We start from the raw sequence: 22588 nt of genomic DNA, 5'->3' as shown, positions 1-22588 counted from the left end.
CCGGCAGTTTGGTACTGCTATACAAGCCCAGCTGCCTCATCAATCATTTTTCTCATCATGCTGCTGGAATCCCAGTTTTTACGTATGGGGCTCTTCATGGGATACGTGCATATAAAATTGTCGATTTCCCGAAATTCCTGCTGTTTTTCTTCTTCCGTCATGGGAAGCAGGTCGATCATCTGTCTGATACGCCAGAAGTTGATGCCCGAATCCCCATTTTTTTCAACGTAACGGGCCACCAGTCCTTTAAAGTCGGTCCAGCCACACTGGAGAAGCAGATTGTAGAGGAAACGGTTATCGGACACAATAAGAGCCTTTTTATAGAGATGACTTCCCAGAAGAGGCCGAACCTCGGGAGCGGCCATCTTGGCAAGCAGATGATCGCTGTCCAGCTTTTGCGGCGTTCCATTTTCGGCAACGCAGCTTATGCCTTCCCGGACTGGAACCATACTGCCGGTAAAGAATTCAAACCATCGGGGATCTAAGTTTTCTTTCAGCGGCCGCTGAAGCTTTATAAGTCGCTGCCGTCCGCCGCCTTCTCTCAGGGGAATGAAATACTCGTGGCGCCCGGAGCGTTCCACGTAATTGATCTGACCGAACACTGCCATCAGAGCAGTGGTGGCACGGCTTTTCTCCTCTTTCCCGATGCCAAGAATACTGGTCTTAGGGAAACGTTCCCGATACTGGTCGTAAACTGTTTTTGCTGGCATGGTCAGCAGATCTGCTGTCAGCGAAGCGGGATACCAGGCTTTTCCGTGTGTTTCGGCCAGCGCGCGGGCACAGGTTATGAGCCGCTCATCGAGGCCGCGGGCGATGGATTTCGATAAAAGCTCCGGGAATCTTCCATAATAGCTCTTCTTATTCCAATCGGCTGCGGCTGCACGTTCATACAGGGACAGGACAGAAGAGTCCGCTTTGCCGGTCAGGGCCTCGAGGAGAAGCTCCAGATGCTCTTTCTGTTCCTTTTTTTCTTTCTGCTCCTTCGTCTTATTTTCGGAACTGAGGTCAAGCTCATCAAAGAAGGTATGGGCTAACGCTCCAAGGCGGCCCGAAAGGTGGTCGGAGCGTGAAAAATTTAAATATTTCATGGCCTCCCAGGGAGTGCTGTCCAGAAGTGTTTCTAAATACTGTTCTGACTCTGCGGTATCCATATGAACCAGAACCTGTCGGGCCACCTCGAGGCTGCTGCCTTTTTCTGTCTTCAAAAGGTCGAGAAGCAGGCCGGAATTCCTCTTGTCGAAACGGAGTGCGGATACAGCCTCCTCCCTCAAGTCCTTTTTTGCCCAATCCAGCAGGCTTATGTAGAAATCATTTTCCTTCTCTCCGGAGATCGCCTCGATGACACGAAGACGGCGTACCCGGCCTCCGTCACTGCACTCTGCAAAGCCCTGTTTCAGGAGAGGGAGGAAGCTTTCACCCTGATGGGAGAGCCAGTCCTCCGCCAGAGCCGCAATCTCATTGTAGCGGTCAGACAGGGCGGGAACCATGGCGGCCTGTACACGGTAATCGTCAAAAAGCTCCGGTGTATTTTGAAGCGCTTCTGAAATGACGGCATATCTCCCGCCTCCTGTGCCTGTGAGGGCCTCCAAGAGAGGTTTTACTGCACGGAAGGGCTGGCAGGGGGAGAATGGCCGCACGGCCAGCTCCAAAGGAACGAGCGTGCCGGGAACGCCGCACCCGGCCTGCGTGCAGAGAATGGCTTCGGACAGCGCCAGCGTATCGAGCAGGGTCCCCGCCCGGTCTTTGCAGTCCGGGGAGATGGTCTGGGCGGCCATCAGATAAAGCTTTTTAATTACCGGTGATGCGTCGGCCAGAGGGGCGATGCTGTCTACGGCTCTTTTCAATCGAAAGTCTTCTCCGGCAAGCCGGACGCCTGCCGCCGCCGCGGCTTCCAGCCGTTCCTGAAGATCATATAATGCCTGAAGTTCCATAATTGTTCCTCCCCATATTAATAAAGCAGACGTACGACAGTCTGATCTGTAATGACCGCATACGGGTGCAGACAAATGGCATGAAGTTCTGTGCTGTGCCATAAGACACCGAAAAGTACCTGATTTTCTAAAAACCCGGGATCGGGAAGCTGGTTAAGTCTGAACACTCCCGGCTGGTCGCCGGGACGGTCCGCCAGCCGGATGGCAGTATTGTCGTGGTCCATTAGTCCCAAGGTGGTCTCGTCGGCACTATGACCAATCAGAGCATAAGAAAGCAGACAGCCGTACCGTCCGGAGGAGAGTGTATTTTTCAGTTCATTTTTGGCAGCCTTAACCGCTTCTTTGACGGATGCACAGGCATGGGCCCGGACTTCACTCATAACGGCACTGGTGATCGGTTCGAATTCCTGACGGTCCCAGCGAATCCGGCGGTTTCCCGTACCCGGATAGTAGGAGAGGCAGGGAACCCGCACCATATCGGATACCGAGTCTTCTTCCTTTACATATTTTAATGCCTTCAGCGGGCGGTAATGACAGGTAACGGATAGCTCTCCGCTGTCTAAGTCGATCCACCAGCCCTGGTCTACCAGTTCTTTTCGGGCCATGTCGCAGGATTCCTGGAAGGAAAGCTGCAGGAGACGAGCGTTCTCCTTCTTTAAGCCCAGTTCATTTAAACGGTCAAGGGTCCAGATTCCGCCAAGTTCCTCGTAAAGGACGCTGTTCTCGTCTTCCACATTTCCCTGTTCCAGCTTCTCGGTCAGCCATGCTCTGGATTTCCGGATCAATGCGCGCAGCCGTACCAGCGTTCCGGCGGATTCAGCGATACCTCTTTCCCGAATGCCGTTTTCCACACCTGCCTTTTCCAAATCCTGCATTTGCAGAATGAGCGTGCGGATCAGGCGCTCCGGGCCGGGCAGATAGTAGTCACCCAGCTGCTTTGCCAGATCCTGATACGTCTTTAAGGAACTGCCTTTTAATGTGGAAAGTCCGGCATCCAGAAGTTCGTTTACCATGGATTCCGCCATGGCGAGGCCGTCCAGCTGTTTTTTCAGTTTCTTTGTGCGGGCTGCAAGACTCGCTGGTTTTGAAGCTTTCGTGGACTTCTTTGCCTCACCGTCCGTGCGGCCTTTCTCTTCTTTTTTCTCCTCGCGGGCCTCTTTCCTGGCGCGTTTGTCGAGGATGGTCTGCGGAATCTCACAAGTTTCCCACGGCTCATCTTCCAAAAGCTTAAACATCAGAGCCAGGCCATGTTTACAGGGAAACTGACGGCTGGGACAGCTGCAGCGGCAGACAGGCGCTGCTTCATCTATGAAATCGACGGATACGCTGTAAACGGAACTTCCGCTTCCCTTGCAGTCTCCCATGTAAAAGGTGTCGTCGGCGGAACGGGCCAGGTGTGTAAATCCGCCGCTCTTTACAATCTTCTTTGCATTGGCCACAGCACTCGCGTTCGGCGCCATGGCTGCGATCTGTTGTTCGGTCAGATGCTTCATGATGCGGTCCTCCTGATTGGTAGATTCTTTTATTCCCGCGTGGGAATTTGACTGATAATATTTTCACGAATCAGATTGCTATGATAAGAGTATAGCACATATATGGCGGTTTTTTAACAAAAAATTCCCCGGAAGCGTTCGTGCAGCTTCCAGAGAATTTAGTGTAATTTTAAGATTTACGATTTATTTGCTTTTAAAAGAGACTTGTACTGAATAAAGAGTTCCTCCAGGTTATCAGCTATTGTACTTCCGGAGGCATGATAAACCTTCGAACCATCCATAAGAAATAATGCAGGAACTTCATTTACGCCTTACTCCAGGCTAAATTTACTGTTGTATGGTGAGTTTTACCGGAATTAAAGGTTTGGCTCGTCTCTGCACTAATCTCTAAAAATTATTATTAAAGACTCAACAACTATTGCAATCAAAATAATTAAAACATATGTTCCGAATTGAGACTTTACTATATTAAACCAGGAAGCATGGGTCTTAATTCTTTCTCCAATAATCATTGCAGCAAATATGAATATAAATCCCAAATTGTTTATTATGATTTTTTTGTTCATATAACCTAGTCTTTATAGTCCTTCGCATATGCTGTGGTAGTAACGCTGTCAATCGCTGCCGCATAATTACTATCCGTATAAAAAGTACGTATTGTACGTTCAACTGCGCGTTGCTGTACTGCAGCCGTTGGTATCTCCGTCCATCTAAATGCAAAGATCCCTTAGTCTTGCTTGCATTCCTGAAAAAATCAGAGTGTGTGGGACTTTATTTTATTGACATTGATTTGAATGCAGACATGAATGGTCTGGAACTTGCCGTAAAAATACGAAAGCATGATCCACGGGGATATATTGTGTTTATTACAACTCATGATGAGATGGCGCCGTTGACATTTAAGCTTAAGGTAGAGGCTATGGATTTTATCTTGAAGGATGAACCAGACCAATTTGAGAAGAAAATCTGTTCCTGTCTGGAAGCTGCTCATACCAATTATTACAGGCATTTACAGGCAGGAAACAGAGCGCTGGTCATAAAAGACGGTCCGGATTCTATCCTTATGAATCAAGATGATATTCTGTTTATTACCTGTGGTTATAATTCCCATACGATTGTCATATACACCTGGAATGGAGTAAGGCGGCTGTCAGGAACTTTAAAAGAAATAAAAACTCGTCTGAACCGTTTTTTTTGCTATTGCAGCCGATCCGCAATTATTAATATTAAAAATATGGAGATTTATTTACCGGGGGAAAGAAAAGTGCGAATGAAAAACGGTGCGTTTTGTGACGTGTCATTTCGTATGGCTGGAGAGATTCAGCGCCGTATAAAAGAACTGGGGTTATATTCTTGAGACAGTCCGCCCGCACACGTTCCAAATCCCTGTCCGATATATATCACCGCAGTCTTTTTATCAAATAATTCTGCCAACGCTCCTGCGAACAGCTGAAACAGAATGGTAAGGCTGGAATTAACGCCATAAATGACAGCCGCAGAGAATAATTTTCAAGTTTCTCTATAGATTCCCTTCCTCCTCCCCAAACACATACTTCCGTATTGCCCAGGCCACGCCGTCTTCAGCATTGGATTTCGTTACATATTTGGCCCGCTCACGGATACAGTCCATGGAATTGTCCATAGCCACGGTCCAGCCGAATTCCGGAGTAAACATGGAGATGTCATTGTCGCTGTCGCCGAGAACCATGACGTCATCCAGGGAGATTCCCTTTGCCGCAGCGTAAGTCTTCAACGCGTTGCCCTTCTGGGCGGCAGTGTTGGTCAGTTCGATATTATTGGGAAATGAGGAGGCAGCAGCTAAATCCGGGTAGTTTGTAAATGCCTCTTTCATGCGGATTACCAGATCGCAGTCTAAGTCGTTCCCACAGATTTTGTAGATATCCGCATCTGCGGGAATTTCACCCAAGTCCTGGACGAAGGTCATGGTGTCCATGCGCTCTTTGGCGGCAGCCCGGATTTCGTCAGGAATTTCTCCAGAAAATGGGGCACGGCCATTTAAAAAGTCGTAAAGCTCCAGGATTTTTCTCTCCGGATCGGCAGTGGAGTAGCGGCCATGAGAGGTCAGAACATCCATAGCAGCCCCGAACTCTCCGAAAATGTGGCTGATATCCTTTAAATTCTGTTCGTTCAGTGGAAGATTCGCCATTTGTGTTCCGGTCTGGTCATAAATGACGGCCCCGCTCAAACAGATATAGCCACAGGTAATACCGCAGCTGTCCATCATTCCTTTTGCGTCGTGGTGGTCACGGCCGCTGCAGATTAAAAATTCCACGCCATAGTCGGACAGACGGTGAATTGCGTCGATGTTGGCCTGAGAAATATTTGTATATGGGTCAAGAAGGGTGCCATCCATATCGGAGGCAATCAGTCGAATGCTCATTGGTACATGCTCCTTTATTGGTAAATGCTGATAAATAAGATTCCTTTCCATAGCTTATACTAAAAAGAGATATTCGTCAATGAAGAAACTGGTTTTGGCCGCAGCCATAGAAAAAAACAGATTAAATAGTGCTTGACCGTGACCTGACGTCACCCTGTATACTCCAGTTAGCAGAGTAAATGGTTAGCCACATAAAAGGTTAGCTGAGTATAAGCATGGCTATGTATAAATCAGGAGGAAAAGGAATGGGCGGTTTTAAGTTTGAGCAGTGCGGGAACATAGAAGGACTTTATCTCGTGGAGCCTCAGGTGTTCTCGGATGAGAGAGGATATAACCTTGAGGCATACCATGCCGGCAGTTTCCGGGAGGCGGGGCTGGACATGGTATTTGTGCAGGACAACTTATCCATGTCTGTGAAGGGGACGCTCAGAGGGATGCATTTTCAAAAAAACTATCAACAGGGAAAGCTGGTCTGTGTCGTGAGCGGAGAGGTGTTTGATGCAGTGGTCGATATCAGAGAAGGGTCCAAGACGTATGGACAGTGGTTTGGCACCGTACTTTCCGCAGAAAAGAAGAACATGCTGTATGTACCGGAAGGCTTTGCACATGGATTTCTGGTGCTTTCAGATACTGCTGTTTTTTCTTATAAGCTGTCCGATTATTACTATCCTGAGGATGAGAGCGGCATACCGTGGAATGATGAAACCATTGGAATCCGGTGGCCCATTCCGGAGGACATGACGATTCTAACCTCGGAACGGGACAGCCGCCATCCGGCTTTTGGCGAATTAAGCGCTTTGAAACCGAAAAAGAACCGGAAAACAATGGCGGCGGCGGTCCATGCATAAATGTAATGGCTGAGACAAGCTGTGGCAGGAATTAGAAATTCTTTCAAAATAATGAATAGGGTAGATTGTTTGAGGATGTTTATGGTATACTAGGAACACTTAGTGAGGCAGGAAACCACGCATAGAAAGAGTAAAATATAATGAAGCCACATACATTTGCAGTCTGCGCATACCGCGATTCTCCATATTTAGAGGCGTGTATCCGTTCCCTGAAGGGGCAGAGCGTGCCGTCGGATATTATTCTCTGTACTTCCACACCCAGCCCCTATATTATGGATATGGCGGACAAGTACGGCATTCCCGTTCATGTGCGCGAAGGAAAGAGCAGGATTATGGATGACTGGAATTTTGCGTATCACATGGCAGATTCCCGTTTCGTGACCATTGCACATCAGGACGATATGTATCAGAAGGATTATGTAAAGCTGCTTCTGGAGTCCTGGAAGCGGTATCCCGATATGACGCTGTTTACCGGCGGGTATACGGTGGTGAAGAAGGATACGCTTGTAAAGTTTGAAAAAGTAGAGTTCATCAAGCGTTTTCTGCGGCTGCCGCTGCGGCTCCGTCCGCTCAGCCATCTGCGGGCTGTCAAGAGGAGCGTGCTGCTGTTTGGAAACTCCATCTGCTGTCCAGCATGTACGTACAACAAGGAACTTCTGGGAGAACCGCTCTTTGATTCGCCGTACCAGTTCGCATTGGACTGGGACACGTTGTGGAAGCTGGCGGAGCGGGGCGGCCGCTTTATCTGTATAGAACGGCCGTTAATGTATTACAGGGTCCACGAGGAGGCCACAACGAAGGCCTGTATTAAGGACAACAGCCGGGCGCGGGAGGAAGCGGAGATGTTTGCAAAGATGTGGCCTAAGCCCGTTGTGAAGCTTCTCATGCATTATTACCGCAGAGCATATGAGGAATATGAGTAACAGTTCAGACGGCGTAAAATCAGTGCAAAGGCGGGCGTTAAGCTTGCTTATAAGACCGTATTGGCACTGATTTTTACATCGGATGAATATCCGATGCTTCTTGACCGGCTTTTCCGGTCAAGAAGATGAGCCGTCTGAACTGTTACGATATGAGCAACAGCAATGAACCACTAAGTGGAGATGACATGTATCGCACGTAAGCGGCCAAAAGACGTCCGCTAAGTGCTCATAACAAGGAGGATATACAGATGAAAGTAGTACTGCTGGCCGGTGGATTAGGAACCAGAATCAGCGAAGAAAGCCATTTAAAGCCGAAGCCTATGATCGAGATCGGGGGCAGGCCGATTTTATGGCATATTATGAAATACTATTCCGAATTTGGCTTTCACGATTTTGTGATCTGCCTTGGATATAAGCAGTATGTGGTGAAGGAGTTTTTTGCGGACTACTTCCTTCACACATCGGATGTGACCTTCGATCTTGCCAATAATAAGATGGAGGTTCATAATAACTATTCTGAACCGTGGAGGGTGACTCTGGTCGACACGGGCTTAAACACGATGACAGGCGGAAGAATCAAGCGGATTCAGCCGTATATCGGCGATGAGCCATTTATGATGACGTACGGCGACGGCGTGTGCACCGTGGATTTGAATGCCCTCGTGAAGTTCCATAAGGAGCATGGAAAGACGGCCACCATGACGACGGTGAACATCGCGCAGATGAAGGGGGTTCTGGACATCAGCGATGACAACGCGGTCCGTTCCTTCCGTGAGAAGGATGAGAAGGACGCCAGCCTCATCAACGGCGGTTTCATGGTCCTGAATCCGGACATATTCTCCTATCTGGAGGATGACACCACGGTATTTGAGAAAGAACCGCTGCAGCGTCTGGCCGCAGAGGGACAGCTGATGAGTTTCCATCACACCGGGTTTTGGCAGTGCATGGATACGCAGCGTGAGATGCAGAAACTGGAGGCCTTATGGCAGACAGGAGCGGCACCCTGGAAGATCTGGGAAAACTGATACAGGGGAATTGAATACATGTGGGAGAATCGAATTGATACAGGAGAATAGAATTCATATGACAGAATGGACAAAGGAAATGTGGCAGGAATTCCGCACATTTTATAAAGGAAAAAAAGTACTGGTAACAGGACACACCGGTTTTAAGGGCTCCTGGCTTGTCCGGATGCTTGAGGAAGCAGGGGCAGCGGTGACGGGATATTCTTTGGAGCCGCCGACAGACCCCAGCCTCTTTTACGTCGCAGGGCTTCATAACACCATGGATTCGGTGATCGGGGATATCCGGGATCTGCCCCATCTGATGGAGGTGTTTGAGAGAACACAGCCGGAGCTGGTGTTTCATCTGGCGGCACAGCCCATCGTGCGGGATTCCTATAAAGAACCCGTATATACGTACGAGACGAACGTGATGGGCACGGTTCACGTGCTGGAGTGCATCCGGAAGAATCCGTGTGTGAAGTCATTTTTAAATGTGACTACGGACAAGGTATATGAAAACAGGGAATGGGAATACGGCTATCGGGAATGCGATCCCTTAGATGGATTTGACCCCTACTCCAACAGCAAATCCTGTTCCGAGCTGGTGACACACAGCTACGCGAAGTCATTTTTTGCGGACGGCCATACGGCGGTGTCCACATCCCGGGCGGGGAATGTCATCGGCGGAGGTGATTTCGCCAACGACAGGATCATTCCCGACTGCATCCGCGCGGCGACGGCCGGCAGAGAGATCGTAGTCAGGAATCCATACTCCACGCGGCCATACCAGCTGGTGCTGGAGCCGCTGGCGATTTATATGGCTATCGCCATGAAACAGTATGAAGATATGAACTTTCAGGGATACTATAATGTGGGCCCGGACGACAGGGACTGCGTGACCACCGGTGAACTGGCGGATTTATTTACGGCTGCCTGGGGCGGCGGCATCACGTGGGTGAACCGGTATGATGGAGGCCCTCATGAGGCCAATTTCCTGAAGCTGGACTGCTCCAAGATTAAAAAAACCTTTGGCTGGAGCCCCCGCTATGGCGTGAAAGAGGCCGTGGAGAAAACGGTGGAGTGGACAAAGGACTATCTGGCAGGTGAAGATATGCTGGCTGTGATGGACAGGCAGATAAGAGAATTTTTTAGAGAGGAAAGATACCATGTTTGAAAATAAGACAGAACAGGAAGCGAGACAGCAGATTCTGGAGATGGTGGGAGCTTACTGCGATACTTACCATAATAAAAAGGAGCCATTTAAAGCGGGAGACAGGATTCCCTACGCGTCCCGCGTGTATGACAGAAATGAGATGGTGAATCTGGTAGACAGTTCCCTGGAGTTCTGGCTGACTTCCGGCCGGTATACGGATGAATTTGAAAAGGAGCTGGCCGGATATCTGGGTGTGAAGTACTGTTCTCTGGTGAATTCCGGTTCTTCCGCGAACCTTGTGGCCTTTATGACACTGACGTCTCCGCTTCTTGGCGAACGCCGGGTGAAGCGCGGTGATGAGGTTATTACAGTGGCCGCCGGTTTTCCGACCACGGTGACACCGCTCATCCAGTACGGTGCTGTGCCGGTATTCGTGGATGTGACGATTCCGCAGTATAATATTGATGTGACGGTGCTGGAGGAGGCCTGCTCCGAGAAGACCAAAGCCGTAATGATCGCCCATACCCTAGGCAATCCCTTCGATCTGGCGGCGGTGAAAGCATTCTGTGACCGCCATAATCTGTGGCTGGTGGAAGACAACTGCGACGCTCTTGGAACGAGATACACCATAGACGGACAGGAACGGCTGTCGGGCACCATCGGAGATATCGGTACCTCCAGCTTCTATCCGCCTCACCATATGACGATGGGAGAGGGCGGCGCCGTTTACACGAATCACCCGATGCTGAACAAGATCATCCGGTCCTTCCGTGACTGGGGCCGTGACTGCGTCTGCCCATCGGGAAGAGACAACATGTGCGGTCACCGTTTCGACCGAAAGTTTGGAGAGCTTCCATTGGGGTACGACCATAAGTACGTTTACTCGCACTTTGGGTACAACTTAAAGGCGACAGACATGCAGGCTGCCATTGGATGTGCCCAGCTAGGGAAGTTCCCGACCTTTGTGGAACGCCGCCGCCATAATTTTGACCGGCTTCGTGCCGCGCTTTCAGCGGTGGAAGAGCAGCTGATCCTTCCGGAGCCGTGCCCGAATTCAAAGCCAAGCTGGTTTGGTTTTCTTATTACCTGCCGGGAAGGCGTGGACCGGAACGGAATCGTGCAGTATGTAGAGTCGCACGGTGTGCAGACCAGAATGCTGTTCGCGGGCAATTTGACAAAGCATCCATGCTTCGACGAGATGCGTGCGGAAAAGACCGGATACCGGATCGTCGGAGAGTTAAAGAACACTGACCGGATTATGGCCGATACGTTCTGGATCGGAGTCTATCCGGGAATGACGGATGTGATGATTGATTATATGGCCGAGACTATTATAGAAGCAGTAAAGAAAAACAGTTAAACGAAAGAAGCCCGGACGTGGGGATTCATGGGGAGAAGGAAACCAAATGGAGAATTACGATCTTAAAAAAGTCCATGAGGCGAACCTGGCTATTTTGAAGGAAATTGACCGGATTTGCCGGAAATACAGGATAAAGTATGTCCTGGATGCGGGAACTCTCTTGGGTGCGGTGCGCCATAAGGGCTTCATCCCGTGGGATGATGATGCGGACGTGGCGTTCACCAGGCCGAATTACGACGCATTTTTGAAGGTGGTTAAAAGAGAACTGCCGGAGGGAATGACGTTGGTGGAGCCGAAGGATCTGCGGGACGGGAAGGCATTTTTCGATTTTACGGCCAGGATAATCTATGAGAAGAGCCAGATGCATGAGGATACGGAGGAGATGCAGTATTACGGAGGTAAGCTGAATCACCTTTGGGTGGATTTATTTACGATTGATGAGCTTCCAGCCAACAAGGCGGCATCCACCTGGACTCTGTTTCTGCACACTGCGATTTACGGACTGGCCATGGGACACCGCTATAAGCTGGACTTCGGAAAGTACGGCGTGATGGGAAGACTCTGCGTGTGGATACTGTCCACCGTGGGCAGGCTGATTCCCATGAGCGTCATCAGAAAGCTGCAGCATATGGCAGCGGTGAAGGACAGAAAAGGAAAGAGCCCCCTGCGCTATTACAGCAACTACCAGCCGGATTACCTGTATGTGACGCTTCAGAAGGAGTGGTGCGAGGAGACGGTGGATCTGCCGTTCGAGGACACCTTGCTCATGGCGCCTAAGGGATGGCATGAGGTTTTGACCTGGGTCTACGGAGATTATATGACCCCGCCGCCAAAAGAGAAACAGATACCCTCTCACTCCAGCATGAAAATAAAAATCATGGATTGATTACTTAATGTCCACTGGGCGTATAGATTGCTGGAAAATATTTCCAATCGGACATTATATCGACCGAATTCTACAATTTTTTTAGTTACACTAAAGAAAAAAGGAGGGATTCGGTCATGACGATATGTGAAGCAACCAGTAAGAGGATTGAACAGCTATGCAGGCAGAAGCGTCTGACGGGATATTCTCTGACCTTTCAGGCAGGGATACCGCCATCAACCTTTAAGAGTATTATGAATGGAAAGAGCAAGAACCCCGGAATCTGCAACATTAAAAAAATCGCCGATGGCTTTGGGATGACCATCCGCGAATTCTTTGATTCCGATATATTCAATGATCTGGACCAGGACGATTAATTCGCCCTGGTCTTTTCTTTTTCGATTTCATTTCCAGGTATCTCTCCGCTTTCACAGTGGTCTAAATATTCCCTCGCATCCTTAAAGAAGCTGAAGAGTATCAACAGAATAATGATTCCGATGGGGAATGCCGCGATGATGGATACGGTCTGCAGATTCGCCATCGAGTTCTCTGAAAAAATGAGGGCAATAGGGAACAGCATCAGCAGTATGGCCCAGAACAGCTTCACGTGCTTATCGGGTTGGGCGTCGGACGGCAGTTCCTTGTAGGAATAGGACGAAGCCACCATGGTAAGGGCATCGAAGGAGGTGGCATAAAAGGCGATCATGGTGACTGCCAGCAGGATAAGCCCCAGCTTCGCCAGCGGAAGCGTCTCGAAGATGGCCATGATAGTCTGATATAAATCCCCGGTGGCTGCGTAGATGCCCATGACATCCAGATGTCCCTTCGTCTGCAGCGCCAGGCTGTAGTTGCCGAGTATGATAAAGGAGGTAAATGTTCCCGACAGTCCGAAGCAGTATCCGCCGAGCACTGTCTGGCGGATGGTGCGTCCCTTGCTGATGGTACCGATGAAGAACGGGGTGGCTACGCACCACACCATCCAGTAAGCCCAGTAGAAGATGGTCCAGTTCTGCGGGAAAGACGAGGTGCGCAGCGCGTCGGTCCATGTGGATAAGCCGATAAAATTCTGCACCATGTTGCCGATAGCCGTAACTCCCGTCTCAATGGTATAGCGGGCTTCTCCGCCGCCGATCAGTACGTAGAGCAGCAGGCCGAAGAAGAGCCAGGTACAGGAGGCCGCCAGCTTGGCGATGCCCTTCATACCGAAATAAACGGTGATGGTGTAGACGACACAGATGATGACAAGGATTACAATTGTCAGCATGTTGGACTCCGGGATCCCGGTTACGCGGCTGACCGCCATGGAGAGCAGCGGAGTGGCCAGGGAAAATGTGGTAGCCGTCCCTGCCAGCAGCGCGAATACGGCAATCAGGTCGATGACTTTTCCCCCGATCCCATCCACGTGTTTTCCAAGGATCGGGCGGCAGGCCTCAGAATACTTCTGTTTGGTGCGCTTCCTGACGTGAAGCATGAAGCCGAAAGCCACGGCCAGCACCATATAAAAGCTCCAGGGAATCGGTCCCCAATGGAAGAGGGGGTAGGTGGAAGCCCAGTCCTGAAATGTTCCCATGTCTGCAATGTGCGGTTCATTGGCATAGAGCACCCACTCGCAGAGCGAGTAGAAGAGAATGTCGGCCGCAAGGCCTGCCGTAAACATCATGGTTCCCCATTTAAAATTGGAGTACTGCGGCTTTTCTATATTTCCCAGCTTAATCTTTCCGTATCTGGAAAATGCCATGTAGAGTGAGCAGAGAAAGACGCCGAGTCCGATCAGTAAGTAGTAGCTGCCAAATTCATTGCCGAGGAAGAAACGGATCGACGAAAGCGTATCGGTCGATTTCTGCGGGAACACCATAAATAAAAGACAGAGTATAAGAACACAGACGAACGGGACGATGGTCGTAACCCAGTCCAGCTTCTTCATCAAGTATTTTTTTTCATCCTGGTCCATGATAGTACCTCCTAAATGTTCAAAAAAGTAAAAATAAATTTGATATTGAACATAATACCATGGTTATCCAGAAAATGCAAGAATTAATTGTGAAGATTTTCTGACTTTTTTCCAAAACCACTACAAAAATGAAGCCGCATCCGATATAATAGCCTCGTGCAGAAAAAAGGAGGACTGAAATTGATCATGAAGAAAAAAGTGTTAATTATATGTGGAATTACGGCAATGCTGCTGGCTGGCTGTACCAAAAGCAATATTGTGACAGGAGGGCCTGCGGAGCCGGTATTTGAAACTCAGGAAGGGATTGTGCTGGACTGGGGACAGATCGGAGATGATCTGGATGAAGAGTACTTAAATAACGAGGATTACCCGAAGGCGGTGAGCGTCAATTACAGTGTGGATCCGGATAAGAAGACTATCGATTTAACGCTGATGATGAACGCGGGAGCCACCCCGGAGGAGGCCGTGGCCTTTGCAAATGCGGTTGTGAGAACGATCAACGATGAGGCAGCAGTACAGGACTTCTCCATTGAGACCTCTACCGAGGATTCCTATGGCGGATTCTTCCAGGACTATACGCTTAATCTTATCGTTATGCCGGACGGCATGATGACGGATAAGTCCGTATGGCTGGTGAATATGACGATCCCGGCCGGTTCCAACGAGGCTATTGTGCCGGTAGAAGGCGCGAAGGTTATGGAGCCAACGTCTGCAGAAGAGGACATGGGAGAAGAAGTGGAAGACAGCGATGAGGAAAACCAGGAATAATCGATTTACCGAGACCGCGCAGATACGAGAAACAAAAGGTGCAGCAGCGAATTCCCTATTCGCGTCTGCACCTTTTAACATCCTGAGAATCCCAGAGCGTGTTTGAAAATTCATTCCCGCCATCTGCCCGCCCCACTTCGCGGCATATTTGCCCCCAATTCAGTCAGCGTAGCCACTACGCCTCCTTCATCGGGGTCAAATCTCCCACAAAGTGTGACGCACAGCTGACGGAAAGCAATTTTCAAACGCGCTCTAAGATACTGCCAGGCCGCTGTGGTAGGAGTAGTTGCCCAGTTCCTTTAACAGCGCTCCATGGTCCTGATGAGAGAGCGGAATGGTTGATATCAGCTCTTCATTAAATAAGTAGAATACGTCGCTGCATTTCCGCATGGACTGGTGGAAGAGATCCGGGAACGATGCCTGGGAAGCCAGACGTTTATCCCATGGATTACACCAGGTCTCGTGATCTAAGTTCATGGCTCTGACCGGATCCGGCGGTATGTCGGTTACCAGCTTTTTGGAAGCGATGGGATTCTTCAAAAGCAGATTTTCCACCACGGCGATGCTGTTTCTTTTGCGGCTCCTGGGATCGGCCAGTGTGCGGCATCCGATGCGCATGGCCAGAATGGAGCGGGACACCATCCGGGGCGTTACGCGGAAATTGTTCCGGTAGTTGATCGGATAGTAGGCTTCATTGATGCAGGACGAGAGGAAACCGGAGATAAACTGCATTTCCAGTCCGTTTAAACAGATCGTGGCCGCCTGGTTAAACTGGGACGGCTTTTTCTTTTTGTATTTCATAAGAAGAAGGGCGTCGATGTCATTCTCCAGCGTGGCGTGAAGGCCATGGTAATAATTACCTGAATTCTTAATGTCGTATTCGATCCGTCCATATACGTAGGGATGGCAGATGGAATCCGCAACGTAGTGACAGAAATAGCCGCTTAAGTAGGAGATAGCCTGCTCTCGCTGCTGCTTCGACTCAATGGTGGCCAGATGGTTTAAGCAAACGGCGAAAAAGGCGCTCACGTGGTTCTCGTGCATGTAAGAACCTACGTTTCGGTAGTCACGGTGGCGCAGGATTGGAATGTTGTAGAAAAACATATCGGGGCCCTGCAGCCCTAACTGATAGAGCCAGCGGTATTTGGAGATGATTCTTCTTAGCTGGTTGTTCGGAAGATCATTGTATGCTTTGACGCCGAGTAGATAATGGGTGGTAAATCCAGGCATTTGATCACCTCTTGATGGAGTATTTTGGGGGATAGTCAGCGAAAACCGGTGAGTGAATCGAAGAGACTGACGATCCCGGGCAGAGAAGCTGAAACGCAGAAATTTCAGATGCCCTGCCCTATACGCACATTATACCACATCCCGCCTCGCATGGTGTAATATATAGTGTGATTTTTAATGGAAATTTTATTCCTGTTTATTTTTTATTATTATATTCCGTGATCTCTGCCTGGGAAGAGGAATAAATCACGGGAAACAGGTGCTCACTCTGCAGTATTGTGATAATATTACTTTTGAATAAGAGAAAGGGGTGTGAGACCATGTTTCATGGAAAAATGAAGGCACTGACCTTCAGCTACGATGATGGCGTGACACAGGACCGGCGGCTGGTGGAGCTGTTTGACCGCTACGGGTTAAAGGCGACCTTCAACATTAATTCCGAACTGCTGGGAAAATCCGGTACTCTGTGGCGGGAAAATATGTGGGTAAATCACAATAAGATCCGGCCGGAGGAGGTCGGTGAACTTTACAGGAATCACGAGGTGGCTGTGCATACACTGACCCATCCGCATTTGACGGAGCTGGAGGAACCGGAGATCATCCGTCAGGTGGAGGAGGACCGGATAAACCTGGAGCGTCTTACCGGAAAGGCGGTTGTGGGAATGGCTTACCCTGGCGGCGGTATCAACAACGACGAGCGGGTGGCGTCAGTCATAAGAAATCATACGGCTATGAAATATGCCAGGACGATTACCTCCTGCTGCCGCTTTGATGTGCAGCAGGACCTTTACCGGTTTCAGCCATCCGTTTATCATATCGAGTTTGACCGGATGACAGAGCTGGGAGAGGCGTTCCTGAAAATACAGCCGGATACGCCGCAGATATACTATATCTGGGGGCACAGCTACGAGTTTGACTACCATGACACCTGGGGGGAATTCGAGGAATTCTGCCGGATGATGAGCGGCCGGGATGATATTTTTTACGGGACAAATTGTGAGGTACTGCTGTCCGATGTAACCGACAGCCTGTACCATGCATAGAACGTTGTCTCTCCGAATAAGTCTTAATAAAAGCAAATTGGAGCGGCATCGATGATACATAGAATTCATGAGCTTGTCTGGGGGCCATGGCTGCTGGTCCTGTTTCTGGGGATCGGCATTATTTATACGGTGAAGTCCGGTTTTTTCCAGATCAGAAGGCTGCCGTACTGGTGGAAGATGACCATCGGAAGCATACGGGAAGAGGAACTGGAAGAGGAAGGCGCCGTGACGAAGTTCCAGACGGCCTGTACGGCTCTGGCGGCTACCATCGGGACCGGAAATATCGTGGGAGTGGCGACCGCACTCACCGCAGGGGGGCCGGGAGCACTCTTTTGGATGTGGGTGTCCGCCGCCATCGGCATGATGACAGGCTATGCGGAGACCATGCTTGGTATCCGTTACCGTTACCGGGATAAGAAGGGCAAATGGATCTGCGGTCCCATGGTTTACCTGGAGCGCGGAATGCATATGCCGTGGCTGGGAATGCTGTACAGCTTCTTCTGTGTCATGGTATCGCTGGGGATGGGGAGTATGGTACAGTCCAATTCCATCGCGGAAACCTTCCAATATACGTTTGGGAGCCGCCCGGAGGTGGTGGGAGTAATACTGACCGGCATCGTCTTTCTCGTGATTTTTGGCGGAATCGGCCGGATCGCCATGGTTTCCGAACGGCTGGTTCCCATTTCAGCCGGGATTTACATGCTGTTTTCCATGGTGGTCATCATGTCGTGCTACGACCAGATCCCCGCTATTTTCGCCTCGATTTTTCACGATGCGCTGAAGCCTGGTGCGGCTGTATCCGGGGCTGCGGGATATGGAATCTCCAAGAGCCTTCAGTATGGCATGTCCAGAGGCGTGTTTTCCAATGAGGCCGGACTGGGCAGCATGGCCGTTTTGCATGGAGCGGCTGAGGAGACGACGCCGGAGCAGCAGGGGATGTGGGCCATGTTCGAAGTGTTCTTCGATACCATTTTGATCTGTACTATGACAGCCCTTGTCATCCTCTGCATGACCGGCGGAGACGCGGCAGGCTCCGGATACGATGGAGCGGCTCTCACGGCCTACTGTTTTTCCAAACGGCTGGGCGGCCTGGGAGAGTATCTCGTGTCGGCAGCGATGATGCTGTTCGCATTTGCCACCATTATCGCCTGGTACTATCTGGGACGGCAGGCGTCGGGCTATCTGGCCGAACGGCTGAAGGAGCACGGTCATTTCCTGCTTCTCTCTCGGATTCTGCGGGGAAAGGCGTATACGTTCCTCTATCTGGGAGCGGTGTTCTTAGGCTGTGTGGCCAGACTGGAAACGGTGTGGGAGCTGTCCGATATCTGGAACGGCCTGATGGCGCTGCCCAATATTGCGGCTTTAATCTTTTTGATGAAGGAAGTAACCTTTCCCAAGGGAAAAGAGGAGGAAATACAGACCGGAAAAAACTGATATGGCAGCAGCCGAAAAGAGCCTCTCCGCAGCGGAGAGGCTCTCTTTAATATATTTGTTTGAAAAAGGGAGGAGAGCTGATAATAAATTATCAGCTCGAGTATTATGAAAAAAATCTTATAAGCTATTTATTTGTTTACAATTAAAGTATATCCACGAATCATGAAGAAATCATGTTATTTGTGTAAAAGGTTTTTGAATGAAATTTAAACAAAATGTGAACAAAAGCCTGGCATGGCCTTTACTGTTCCGAAAAGAATTGTAAATACTGTCAACCGTCTTGAAAAGCCGGGACAGATTTGGTAAAATACTTTCAGGTTGTACAGAATGCATGGTACAGAGAAAGGAAGTAATAATAATATGAATAATCCGGTTGTTACAATAACCATGGAAAATGGCGATATCATGAAGGCCGAGCTCTATCCTGAGATTGCTCCGAACACAGTAAATAATTTTATAAGTCTGGTAAAAAAAGGTTTTTATGACGGACTGATTTTCCACAGAGTCATTAACGGCTTTATGATCCAGGGCGGCTGCCCGGACGGAAACGGAATGGGAGGCCCGGGATATTCCATTAAGGGTGAGTTCAGCCAGAATGGATTTAACAACGCGTTTAAGCACACCGAGGGCGTGCTGTCCATGGCCAGAGCGATGAACCCGAACTCCGCAGGCTCCCAGTTCTTTATTATGCACAAGGTTTCCCCGCATCTGGACGGTTCCTACGCGGCATTCGGCAAGATTACCGAGGGAATGGATATTGTGAATAAAATTGCCGATGTGCGCACAGATTACAACGACCGCCCGATGAAAGAGCAGAAGATCAAATCCATGACAGTGGAGACTTTCGGCACAGAGTATCCGGAACCGGAGAAATGCTAATTAGGAAGTACTAATAAGAAGTACTGATTAAGACAGAGGATGATTGTATGACAGAGAAACGAACCGTATTCATCAGCGGTACGCCGTATACTGTCACCATTTCCAGCGAACAGGAGGTCCTGTCGGCCGCGTATGCGGCTGGCGGGGCCATCATTGGTTTATGGGACAAAAACAGAAGCGGCCAGAGCCTTGCCCCTGCGGACTACGTTGTGGAGTGTGCGGAGGATGCCGATGAGGAGTTTCTGGAGCGGGTGGTGAGAAGAAGGCTTCATATGCCCTGGATCATCGCAGAGACGGAGCGGCTGGTGATCCGGGAATTCACGGCGGAGGATGCCGCGCACATGATTTCGGAAGATGCGGGGCCCGGTGATACGATTTTTTACAGCAGAGAGAAACTGGCCGCATATATCGACAACCAGTACCGGTTCTTTGAATACGGAATCTGGGCGGTGGTGGAAAAGGAGAGTATGACCGTGATCGGAAAGGCCGGGCTGTTTCAGCCAACCGCAGAATTCCTGAATGGGGAAATCCAGCAAACAGAGTCCTGGCAGGCAGAAATCCAACAAACAGAGTCCCGGCAGGCAGAACCTTCTCCGCCGCAAAAAAAAGAGGATACCCCGCTGGAACTGGGATATCACATCTTCACTCCCTGGCGGCGCTCCGGCTATGCGAAGGAGGCGTGCAGGGAAATCTTAAATTATGGTACCGACCGGCTGACCGGTTGTATCTGCGCGGTCATTGAGGAAGGAAATACGGCCTCCATACGTCTGGCCGAATCACTTGGCTTTCGTCTTACTGCTCAAAAATGTAGCGAATCAGCTGGATTGCTGTATCTGTATGAGGCGAGTTGCTCATAATGGTGAGAACCGGATTTTCCAGGATCAGGCCGGTCTTCTCGCCAAAGGAGGTATCTCCGATGCGGATGCCGCAGAACGCTTCCTGGCCGGTCTCGGCATTGGTGACCGGATAGAGGTAATCCTTTATCTGCTCGTATAAATCCGCCGGGAGGGCTTCTTCCAGATTGAGAAATCCGTCCATCTCTCCGTAATGGTCAATGACATCCGGGCGTCCGATCATGACGTCCAGTCCCTTGCTGGAGATCATGGCAGTCAACTTTGCCAGCTCCGCGTAGGAGTACTCGTTCATGGCCGATTCATCAAAAGAAGGGGACATGGAATAGTCCACATCGATCTTCGTATTTTCGTCGAGTCCGATAAAGGCGCGGAAGCCCTCGTTGAAATACTGGTCCACGGTCAGCGTCTCACTGTCATAGCGGCTGTTTAAGACGGCACAGCTCAGCGCGGTGTCAAACCGGTTGTTATACATGGCGCCTCCGATGGAACCCACCAGAAAAACCGCGATCACAACCCCGATGATAGGAAACTTATAGTATTCCCAGATATACCAGAATTTGTCTCTGAAAGACATCTCTTTAAGCTTGGCGGCTTCCTCATGCAGCCGTTCTTTAAAGGTAACATTTTCATAAGGTGTCATGGATAGTCAAACCTCTTTCGTGAATTAGTCGGCCCGGATTAATCCGGTTCCGGTTGAGCGGGGGCCAAAGGCCCAGGCAATTGCTCATTGTATACCACATTATACCACAACCCCGGCATAATAATTGTGAAATTTTCATGAAATAAAGAAGAATGTTTGCTTTTTGGGACAGGATTCGCTATAATACTTTGTAATGCTACTAGAGCGTGTCTGTATACTCATTTCCACCGGACACACTCAAAGGAAAGAGAAGGGGTACGACTTATGCTGTCTGGTTTTTTTAATTATGATAATCCTGTCTGGCGTTTTATCGGAAAGTTTGGAGATCTGATCATACTGAACGTACTGTGGTTCGTGTGCAGTATTCCCATTTTTACAATCGGGGCGTCTACGACCGCTGTATATTACGTAACGCTGAAGCTTGCGAGGAATGATGACGGATACACAATCCGGTCCTTTTTCAAGTCCTTTAAGGAGAACTTCAGGCAGGCGACTATTATCTGGCTGATCATGCTGGCTGTGGGCCTTATTCTGGGCTTTGACATGCTGTTCTTTACAAGGGGCGGGTTTAACATGTCCCAGCAGTTTAAGACAGTCATGGTAACGATTTTCCTTGCGATGTCCATTATTTATCTGGCGATTATAACCTACATATTCCCGCTACAGTCCAGATTTTATAATACCATTAAGAGAACGTTTTTCAATGCGTTTTTCATGTCCATCCGTCATTTGTTTCAGACAATCGCGATCATCGTCATCGATGTGGCTGTGGTTGTGGCGATGGTGATGATTCCGCAGATCATGATGTTTGGCGTGCTCTTTGGATTCCCGCTTCTTGCATTTATCAACTCCTATATATTATCTCCGATCCTTCAGAAGTATATGCCGAAGGAAGATCGTGAAGACGGCGATATGAGACCGATCTTTGCCGATGAGGAAGAGGCATTAAAGGCAGTGGGAACGGTAAAAGAGGAGGAAGTTAAGAAAGAAGAGCCGGCAGAACAGTAATCGTTGATAAGACCGGCTATATTATATAGAAGAAAGCGTTGTGATTCTGATCAGAAAAAGTTCAGAAAGCACAACGCTTTTTTTAGAATTTGGACATGGGATGGACACAAAAATGAGGTATAATAATCCCCAGTATGGTTGGTTTTGAAAAATCCGGGAGGTGGCATATGACGGAAGAGGAGTATGTTGTGTTTATCCAGCCTTATGAGGACGCGCTGAAGAACATTCGCGTCCGCGTCGAAGTGTTGAATGACGATTACCGGCGCAAATACCAGAATTATCCCATTCACCATGTGCAGGACAGAGTTAAAAAGAAAGAAAGCATAGAACAGAAACTGATCCGCAGAGGCTACGAGAGCGACGTGGAATCCGCCAGGGACTGCCTGACTGATATTTCGGGAATCCGCGTAATCTGCTATTTTGTGCGTGATATTTACGCTGTGGTGTCTTTGCTTAAGAAACAGACCGATATCGTAGTGATCAAGGAGTGTGACTACATCAGCAATCCCAAGCCTAACGGCTACAGAAGCTATCACATCGTGTTCGGCGTCCCCGTCTATCACACGGACGGCATGGAGTATTATCCCGTGGAGATACAGCTTCGGACCATGTCCATGGACTTGTGGGCGAGCATGGAACACCGCATCTGCTATAAAGGCAGCCAGAAGCTGGAAGAGAAGGCGGCTCAGGAATTCAAGGAGTATGCAGAATATTTAAAGAACATGGAAGAAGAGATGGAAGCGTACTTATAAGGAGAGTCCCAGGACTTAAGTTCACAGTCATAACCCCCGCCGGCGGTGTAC

The 22588-nt window shown here is 49.5% G+C and carries 21 protein-coding genes and 1 pseudogene; 16 read left to right on the top strand and 6 right to left on the bottom strand.

The genetic code is table 11. The annotated features are described in order from the left end of the window. Positions 1 to 17 precede the first annotated feature (17 nt). A complete protein-coding gene (locus H8S75_RS06490; RefSeq protein WP_187020153.1) occupies positions 18 to 1931 on the bottom strand; it encodes a hypothetical protein in 1914 nt (637 codons plus the stop codon). A 17-nt stretch (positions 1932 to 1948) separates the two neighbouring features. Continuing rightward, positions 1949 to 3424, bottom strand: coding sequence for an SWIM zinc finger family protein (locus H8S75_RS06485; RefSeq protein ID WP_187020151.1), 1476 nt, complete (start codon positions 3422 to 3424; stop codon positions 1949 to 1951). A gap of 676 nt (positions 3425 to 4100) precedes the next feature. Here H8S75_RS06485 and H8S75_RS06480 point away from each other — a divergent pair. Beyond that, positions 4101 to 4781: a response regulator transcription factor gene (locus H8S75_RS06480; protein WP_279288643.1), complete on the top strand. Its 681-nt coding sequence runs from the start codon at positions 4101 to 4103 to the stop codon at positions 4779 to 4781. A 162-nt stretch (positions 4782 to 4943) separates the two neighbouring features. On the opposite strand, the gene H8S75_RS06475 is transcribed toward H8S75_RS06480, so the two are convergent. Then, the gene (locus tag H8S75_RS06475) at positions 4944 to 5825 is read right to left on the bottom strand and encodes a Cof-type HAD-IIB family hydrolase (RefSeq protein ID WP_187020148.1); all 882 of its coding nucleotides are present in this window, start codon (positions 5823 to 5825) and stop codon (positions 4944 to 4946) included. A gap of 245 nt (positions 5826 to 6070) precedes the next feature. On the opposite strand from H8S75_RS06475, the gene rfbC reads away from it, so the two are divergent. The 7 genes from rfbC to H8S75_RS06440 all read left to right on the top strand — a co-directional run bounded on the left by rfbC (position 6071) and on the right by H8S75_RS06440 (position 12355). Then, positions 6071 to 6673 (top strand): dTDP-4-dehydrorhamnose 3,5-epimerase, encoded by a 603-nt coding sequence (rfbC, locus tag H8S75_RS06470; RefSeq protein ID WP_187020146.1) that lies wholly within the window; start codon positions 6071 to 6073, stop codon positions 6671 to 6673. Between the two features lie 137 nt (positions 6674 to 6810). Further along, entirely contained in the window at positions 6811 to 7596 is a 786-nt protein-coding gene (locus H8S75_RS06465) for a glycosyltransferase (RefSeq protein ID WP_432764181.1), read from the top strand. A 248-nt stretch (positions 7597 to 7844) separates the two neighbouring features. Beyond that, entirely contained in the window at positions 7845 to 8621 is a 777-nt protein-coding gene (gene rfbF / locus H8S75_RS06460; protein ID WP_187020143.1) for a glucose-1-phosphate cytidylyltransferase, read from the top strand. A 58-nt stretch (positions 8622 to 8679) separates the two neighbouring features. After that, entirely contained in the window at positions 8680 to 9774 is a 1095-nt protein-coding gene (gene rfbG / locus H8S75_RS06455; RefSeq protein WP_187020141.1) for a CDP-glucose 4,6-dehydratase, read from the top strand. Next, entirely contained in the window at positions 9767 to 11113 is a 1347-nt protein-coding gene (rfbH, locus tag H8S75_RS06450; protein ID WP_187020140.1) for a lipopolysaccharide biosynthesis protein RfbH, read from the top strand. The genes rfbG and rfbH overlap by 8 nt, the downstream gene beginning before the upstream one ends. Before the next feature lie 46 nt (positions 11114 to 11159). Next, positions 11160 to 11999: a LicD family protein gene (locus H8S75_RS06445; protein ID WP_187020138.1), complete on the top strand. Its 840-nt coding sequence runs from the start codon at positions 11160 to 11162 to the stop codon at positions 11997 to 11999. 116 nt (positions 12000 to 12115) lie between these two features. Next, positions 12116 to 12355, top strand: a complete 240-nt coding sequence (locus tag H8S75_RS06440) for a helix-turn-helix domain-containing protein (protein ID WP_002604762.1) — start codon at positions 12116 to 12118, stop codon at positions 12353 to 12355. Here the strand turns inward: H8S75_RS06440 and H8S75_RS06435 are convergent. Next, entirely contained in the window at positions 12352 to 13929 is a 1578-nt protein-coding gene (locus tag H8S75_RS06435) for a BCCT family transporter (protein ID WP_187020136.1), read from the bottom strand. The genes H8S75_RS06440 and H8S75_RS06435 overlap by 4 nt on opposite strands. Positions 13930 to 14115: 186 nt before the next feature. Between H8S75_RS06435 and H8S75_RS06430 the strand changes: the two genes are divergently transcribed. Further along, on the top strand, positions 14116 to 14697 hold the full coding sequence (locus tag H8S75_RS06430; protein ID WP_187020135.1) for a hypothetical protein: 582 nt from the start codon (positions 14116 to 14118) through the stop codon (positions 14695 to 14697). A gap of 123 nt (positions 14698 to 14820) precedes the next feature. Next, positions 14821 to 14900 (top strand): annotated as a pseudogene (locus H8S75_RS33725) (DUF6783 domain-containing protein); the annotation flags it as partial. A gap of 49 nt (positions 14901 to 14949) precedes the next feature. On the opposite strand, the gene H8S75_RS06425 reads toward H8S75_RS33725, so the two are convergent. Continuing rightward, entirely contained in the window at positions 14950 to 15927 is a 978-nt protein-coding gene (locus tag H8S75_RS06425) for a zinc dependent phospholipase C family protein (protein WP_187020133.1), read from the bottom strand. A gap of 320 nt (positions 15928 to 16247) precedes the next feature. Between H8S75_RS06425 and H8S75_RS06420 the strand changes: the two genes are divergently transcribed. From H8S75_RS06420 to H8S75_RS06405, 4 genes are all read left to right on the top strand, one after another. Further along, positions 16248 to 16970 (top strand): polysaccharide deacetylase family protein, encoded by a 723-nt coding sequence (locus tag H8S75_RS06420; RefSeq protein WP_187020131.1) that lies wholly within the window; start codon positions 16248 to 16250, stop codon positions 16968 to 16970. A gap of 51 nt (positions 16971 to 17021) precedes the next feature. Continuing rightward, positions 17022 to 18404, top strand: coding sequence for an alanine/glycine:cation symporter family protein (locus H8S75_RS06415; protein WP_187020130.1), 1383 nt, complete (start codon positions 17022 to 17024; stop codon positions 18402 to 18404). A gap of 360 nt (positions 18405 to 18764) precedes the next feature. Then, positions 18765 to 19283 (top strand): peptidylprolyl isomerase, encoded by a 519-nt coding sequence (locus tag H8S75_RS06410; protein WP_187020128.1) that lies wholly within the window; start codon positions 18765 to 18767, stop codon positions 19281 to 19283. A 47-nt stretch (positions 19284 to 19330) separates the two neighbouring features. After that, complete coding sequence (locus tag H8S75_RS06405; RefSeq protein ID WP_187020127.1) at positions 19331 to 20140, top strand: GNAT family N-acetyltransferase; 810 nt, start codon at positions 19331 to 19333, stop codon at positions 20138 to 20140. On the opposite strand, the gene H8S75_RS06400 is transcribed toward H8S75_RS06405, so the two are convergent. Next, positions 20076 to 20777 (bottom strand): hypothetical protein, encoded by a 702-nt coding sequence (locus H8S75_RS06400; protein ID WP_187020125.1) that lies wholly within the window; start codon positions 20775 to 20777, stop codon positions 20076 to 20078. The two genes, H8S75_RS06405 and H8S75_RS06400, sit on opposite strands and share 65 nt — an antisense overlap. Before the next feature lie 264 nt (positions 20778 to 21041). On the opposite strand from H8S75_RS06400, the gene H8S75_RS06395 reads away from it, so the two are divergent. Together H8S75_RS06395 and H8S75_RS06390 are read left to right on the top strand one after the other, a co-directional pair. Continuing rightward, on the top strand, positions 21042 to 21785 hold the full coding sequence (locus H8S75_RS06395) for a YesL family protein (protein ID WP_187020123.1): 744 nt from the start codon (positions 21042 to 21044) through the stop codon (positions 21783 to 21785). A 167-nt stretch (positions 21786 to 21952) separates the two neighbouring features. After that, positions 21953 to 22537, top strand: coding sequence for a GTP pyrophosphokinase (locus H8S75_RS06390; RefSeq protein ID WP_002604752.1), 585 nt, complete (start codon positions 21953 to 21955; stop codon positions 22535 to 22537). The last annotated feature ends 51 nt before the right edge of the window (positions 22538 to 22588 follow it).

The organism is Hungatella hominis (assembly GCF_014288005.1).
GTDB classification, from domain to species: Bacteria; Bacillota; Clostridia; order Lachnospirales; family Lachnospiraceae; genus Hungatella; species Hungatella effluvii.
This window is presented reverse-complemented; position numbering and strand designations above follow the sequence as displayed.

Bases quoted from the DNA above. Each gene is read 5' to 3' on its own strand.
- rfbG (WP_187020141.1), top strand. From the start codon at position 8,680: ATGACAGAATGGACAAAGGAAATGTGGCAGGAATTCCGCACATTTTAT.
- rfbC (WP_187020146.1), top strand. From the start codon at position 6,071: ATGGGCGGTTTTAAGTTTGAGCAGTGCGGGAACATAGAAGGACTTTAT.
- H8S75_RS06420 (WP_187020131.1), top strand. From the start codon at position 16,248: ATGTTTCATGGAAAAATGAAGGCACTGACCTTCAGCTACGATGATGGC.
- rfbH (WP_187020140.1), top strand. From the start codon at position 9,767: ATGTTTGAAAATAAGACAGAACAGGAAGCGAGACAGCAGATTCTGGAG.
- H8S75_RS06410 (WP_187020128.1), top strand. From the start codon at position 18,765: ATGAATAATCCGGTTGTTACAATAACCATGGAAAATGGCGATATCATG.
- H8S75_RS06445 (WP_187020138.1), top strand. From the start codon at position 11,160: ATGGAGAATTACGATCTTAAAAAAGTCCATGAGGCGAACCTGGCTATT.
- H8S75_RS06400 (WP_187020125.1), bottom strand. From the start codon at position 20,777: ATGACACCTTATGAAAATGTTACCTTTAAAGAACGGCTGCATGAGGAA.
- H8S75_RS06395 (WP_187020123.1), top strand. From the start codon at position 21,042: ATGCTGTCTGGTTTTTTTAATTATGATAATCCTGTCTGGCGTTTTATC.
- H8S75_RS06415 (WP_187020130.1), top strand. From the start codon at position 17,022: ATGATACATAGAATTCATGAGCTTGTCTGGGGGCCATGGCTGCTGGTC.
- H8S75_RS06390 (WP_002604752.1), top strand. From the start codon at position 21,953: ATGACGGAAGAGGAGTATGTTGTGTTTATCCAGCCTTATGAGGACGCG.
- H8S75_RS06490 (WP_187020153.1), bottom strand. From the start codon at position 1,931: ATGGAACTTCAGGCATTATATGATCTTCAGGAACGGCTGGAAGCCGCG.
- H8S75_RS06475 (WP_187020148.1), bottom strand. From the start codon at position 5,825: ATGAGCATTCGACTGATTGCCTCCGATATGGATGGCACCCTTCTTGAC.
- H8S75_RS06440 (WP_002604762.1), top strand. From the start codon at position 12,116: ATGACGATATGTGAAGCAACCAGTAAGAGGATTGAACAGCTATGCAGG.
- rfbF (WP_187020143.1), top strand. From the start codon at position 7,845: ATGAAAGTAGTACTGCTGGCCGGTGGATTAGGAACCAGAATCAGCGAA.
- H8S75_RS06430 (WP_187020135.1), top strand. From the start codon at position 14,116: ATGAAGAAAAAAGTGTTAATTATATGTGGAATTACGGCAATGCTGCTG.
- H8S75_RS06435 (WP_187020136.1), bottom strand. From the start codon at position 13,929: ATGGACCAGGATGAAAAAAAATACTTGATGAAGAAGCTGGACTGGGTT.
- H8S75_RS06405 (WP_187020127.1), top strand. From the start codon at position 19,331: ATGACAGAGAAACGAACCGTATTCATCAGCGGTACGCCGTATACTGTC.
- H8S75_RS06425 (WP_187020133.1), bottom strand. From the start codon at position 15,927: ATGCCTGGATTTACCACCCATTATCTACTCGGCGTCAAAGCATACAAT.
- H8S75_RS06485 (WP_187020151.1), bottom strand. From the start codon at position 3,424: ATGAAGCATCTGACCGAACAACAGATCGCAGCCATGGCGCCGAACGCG.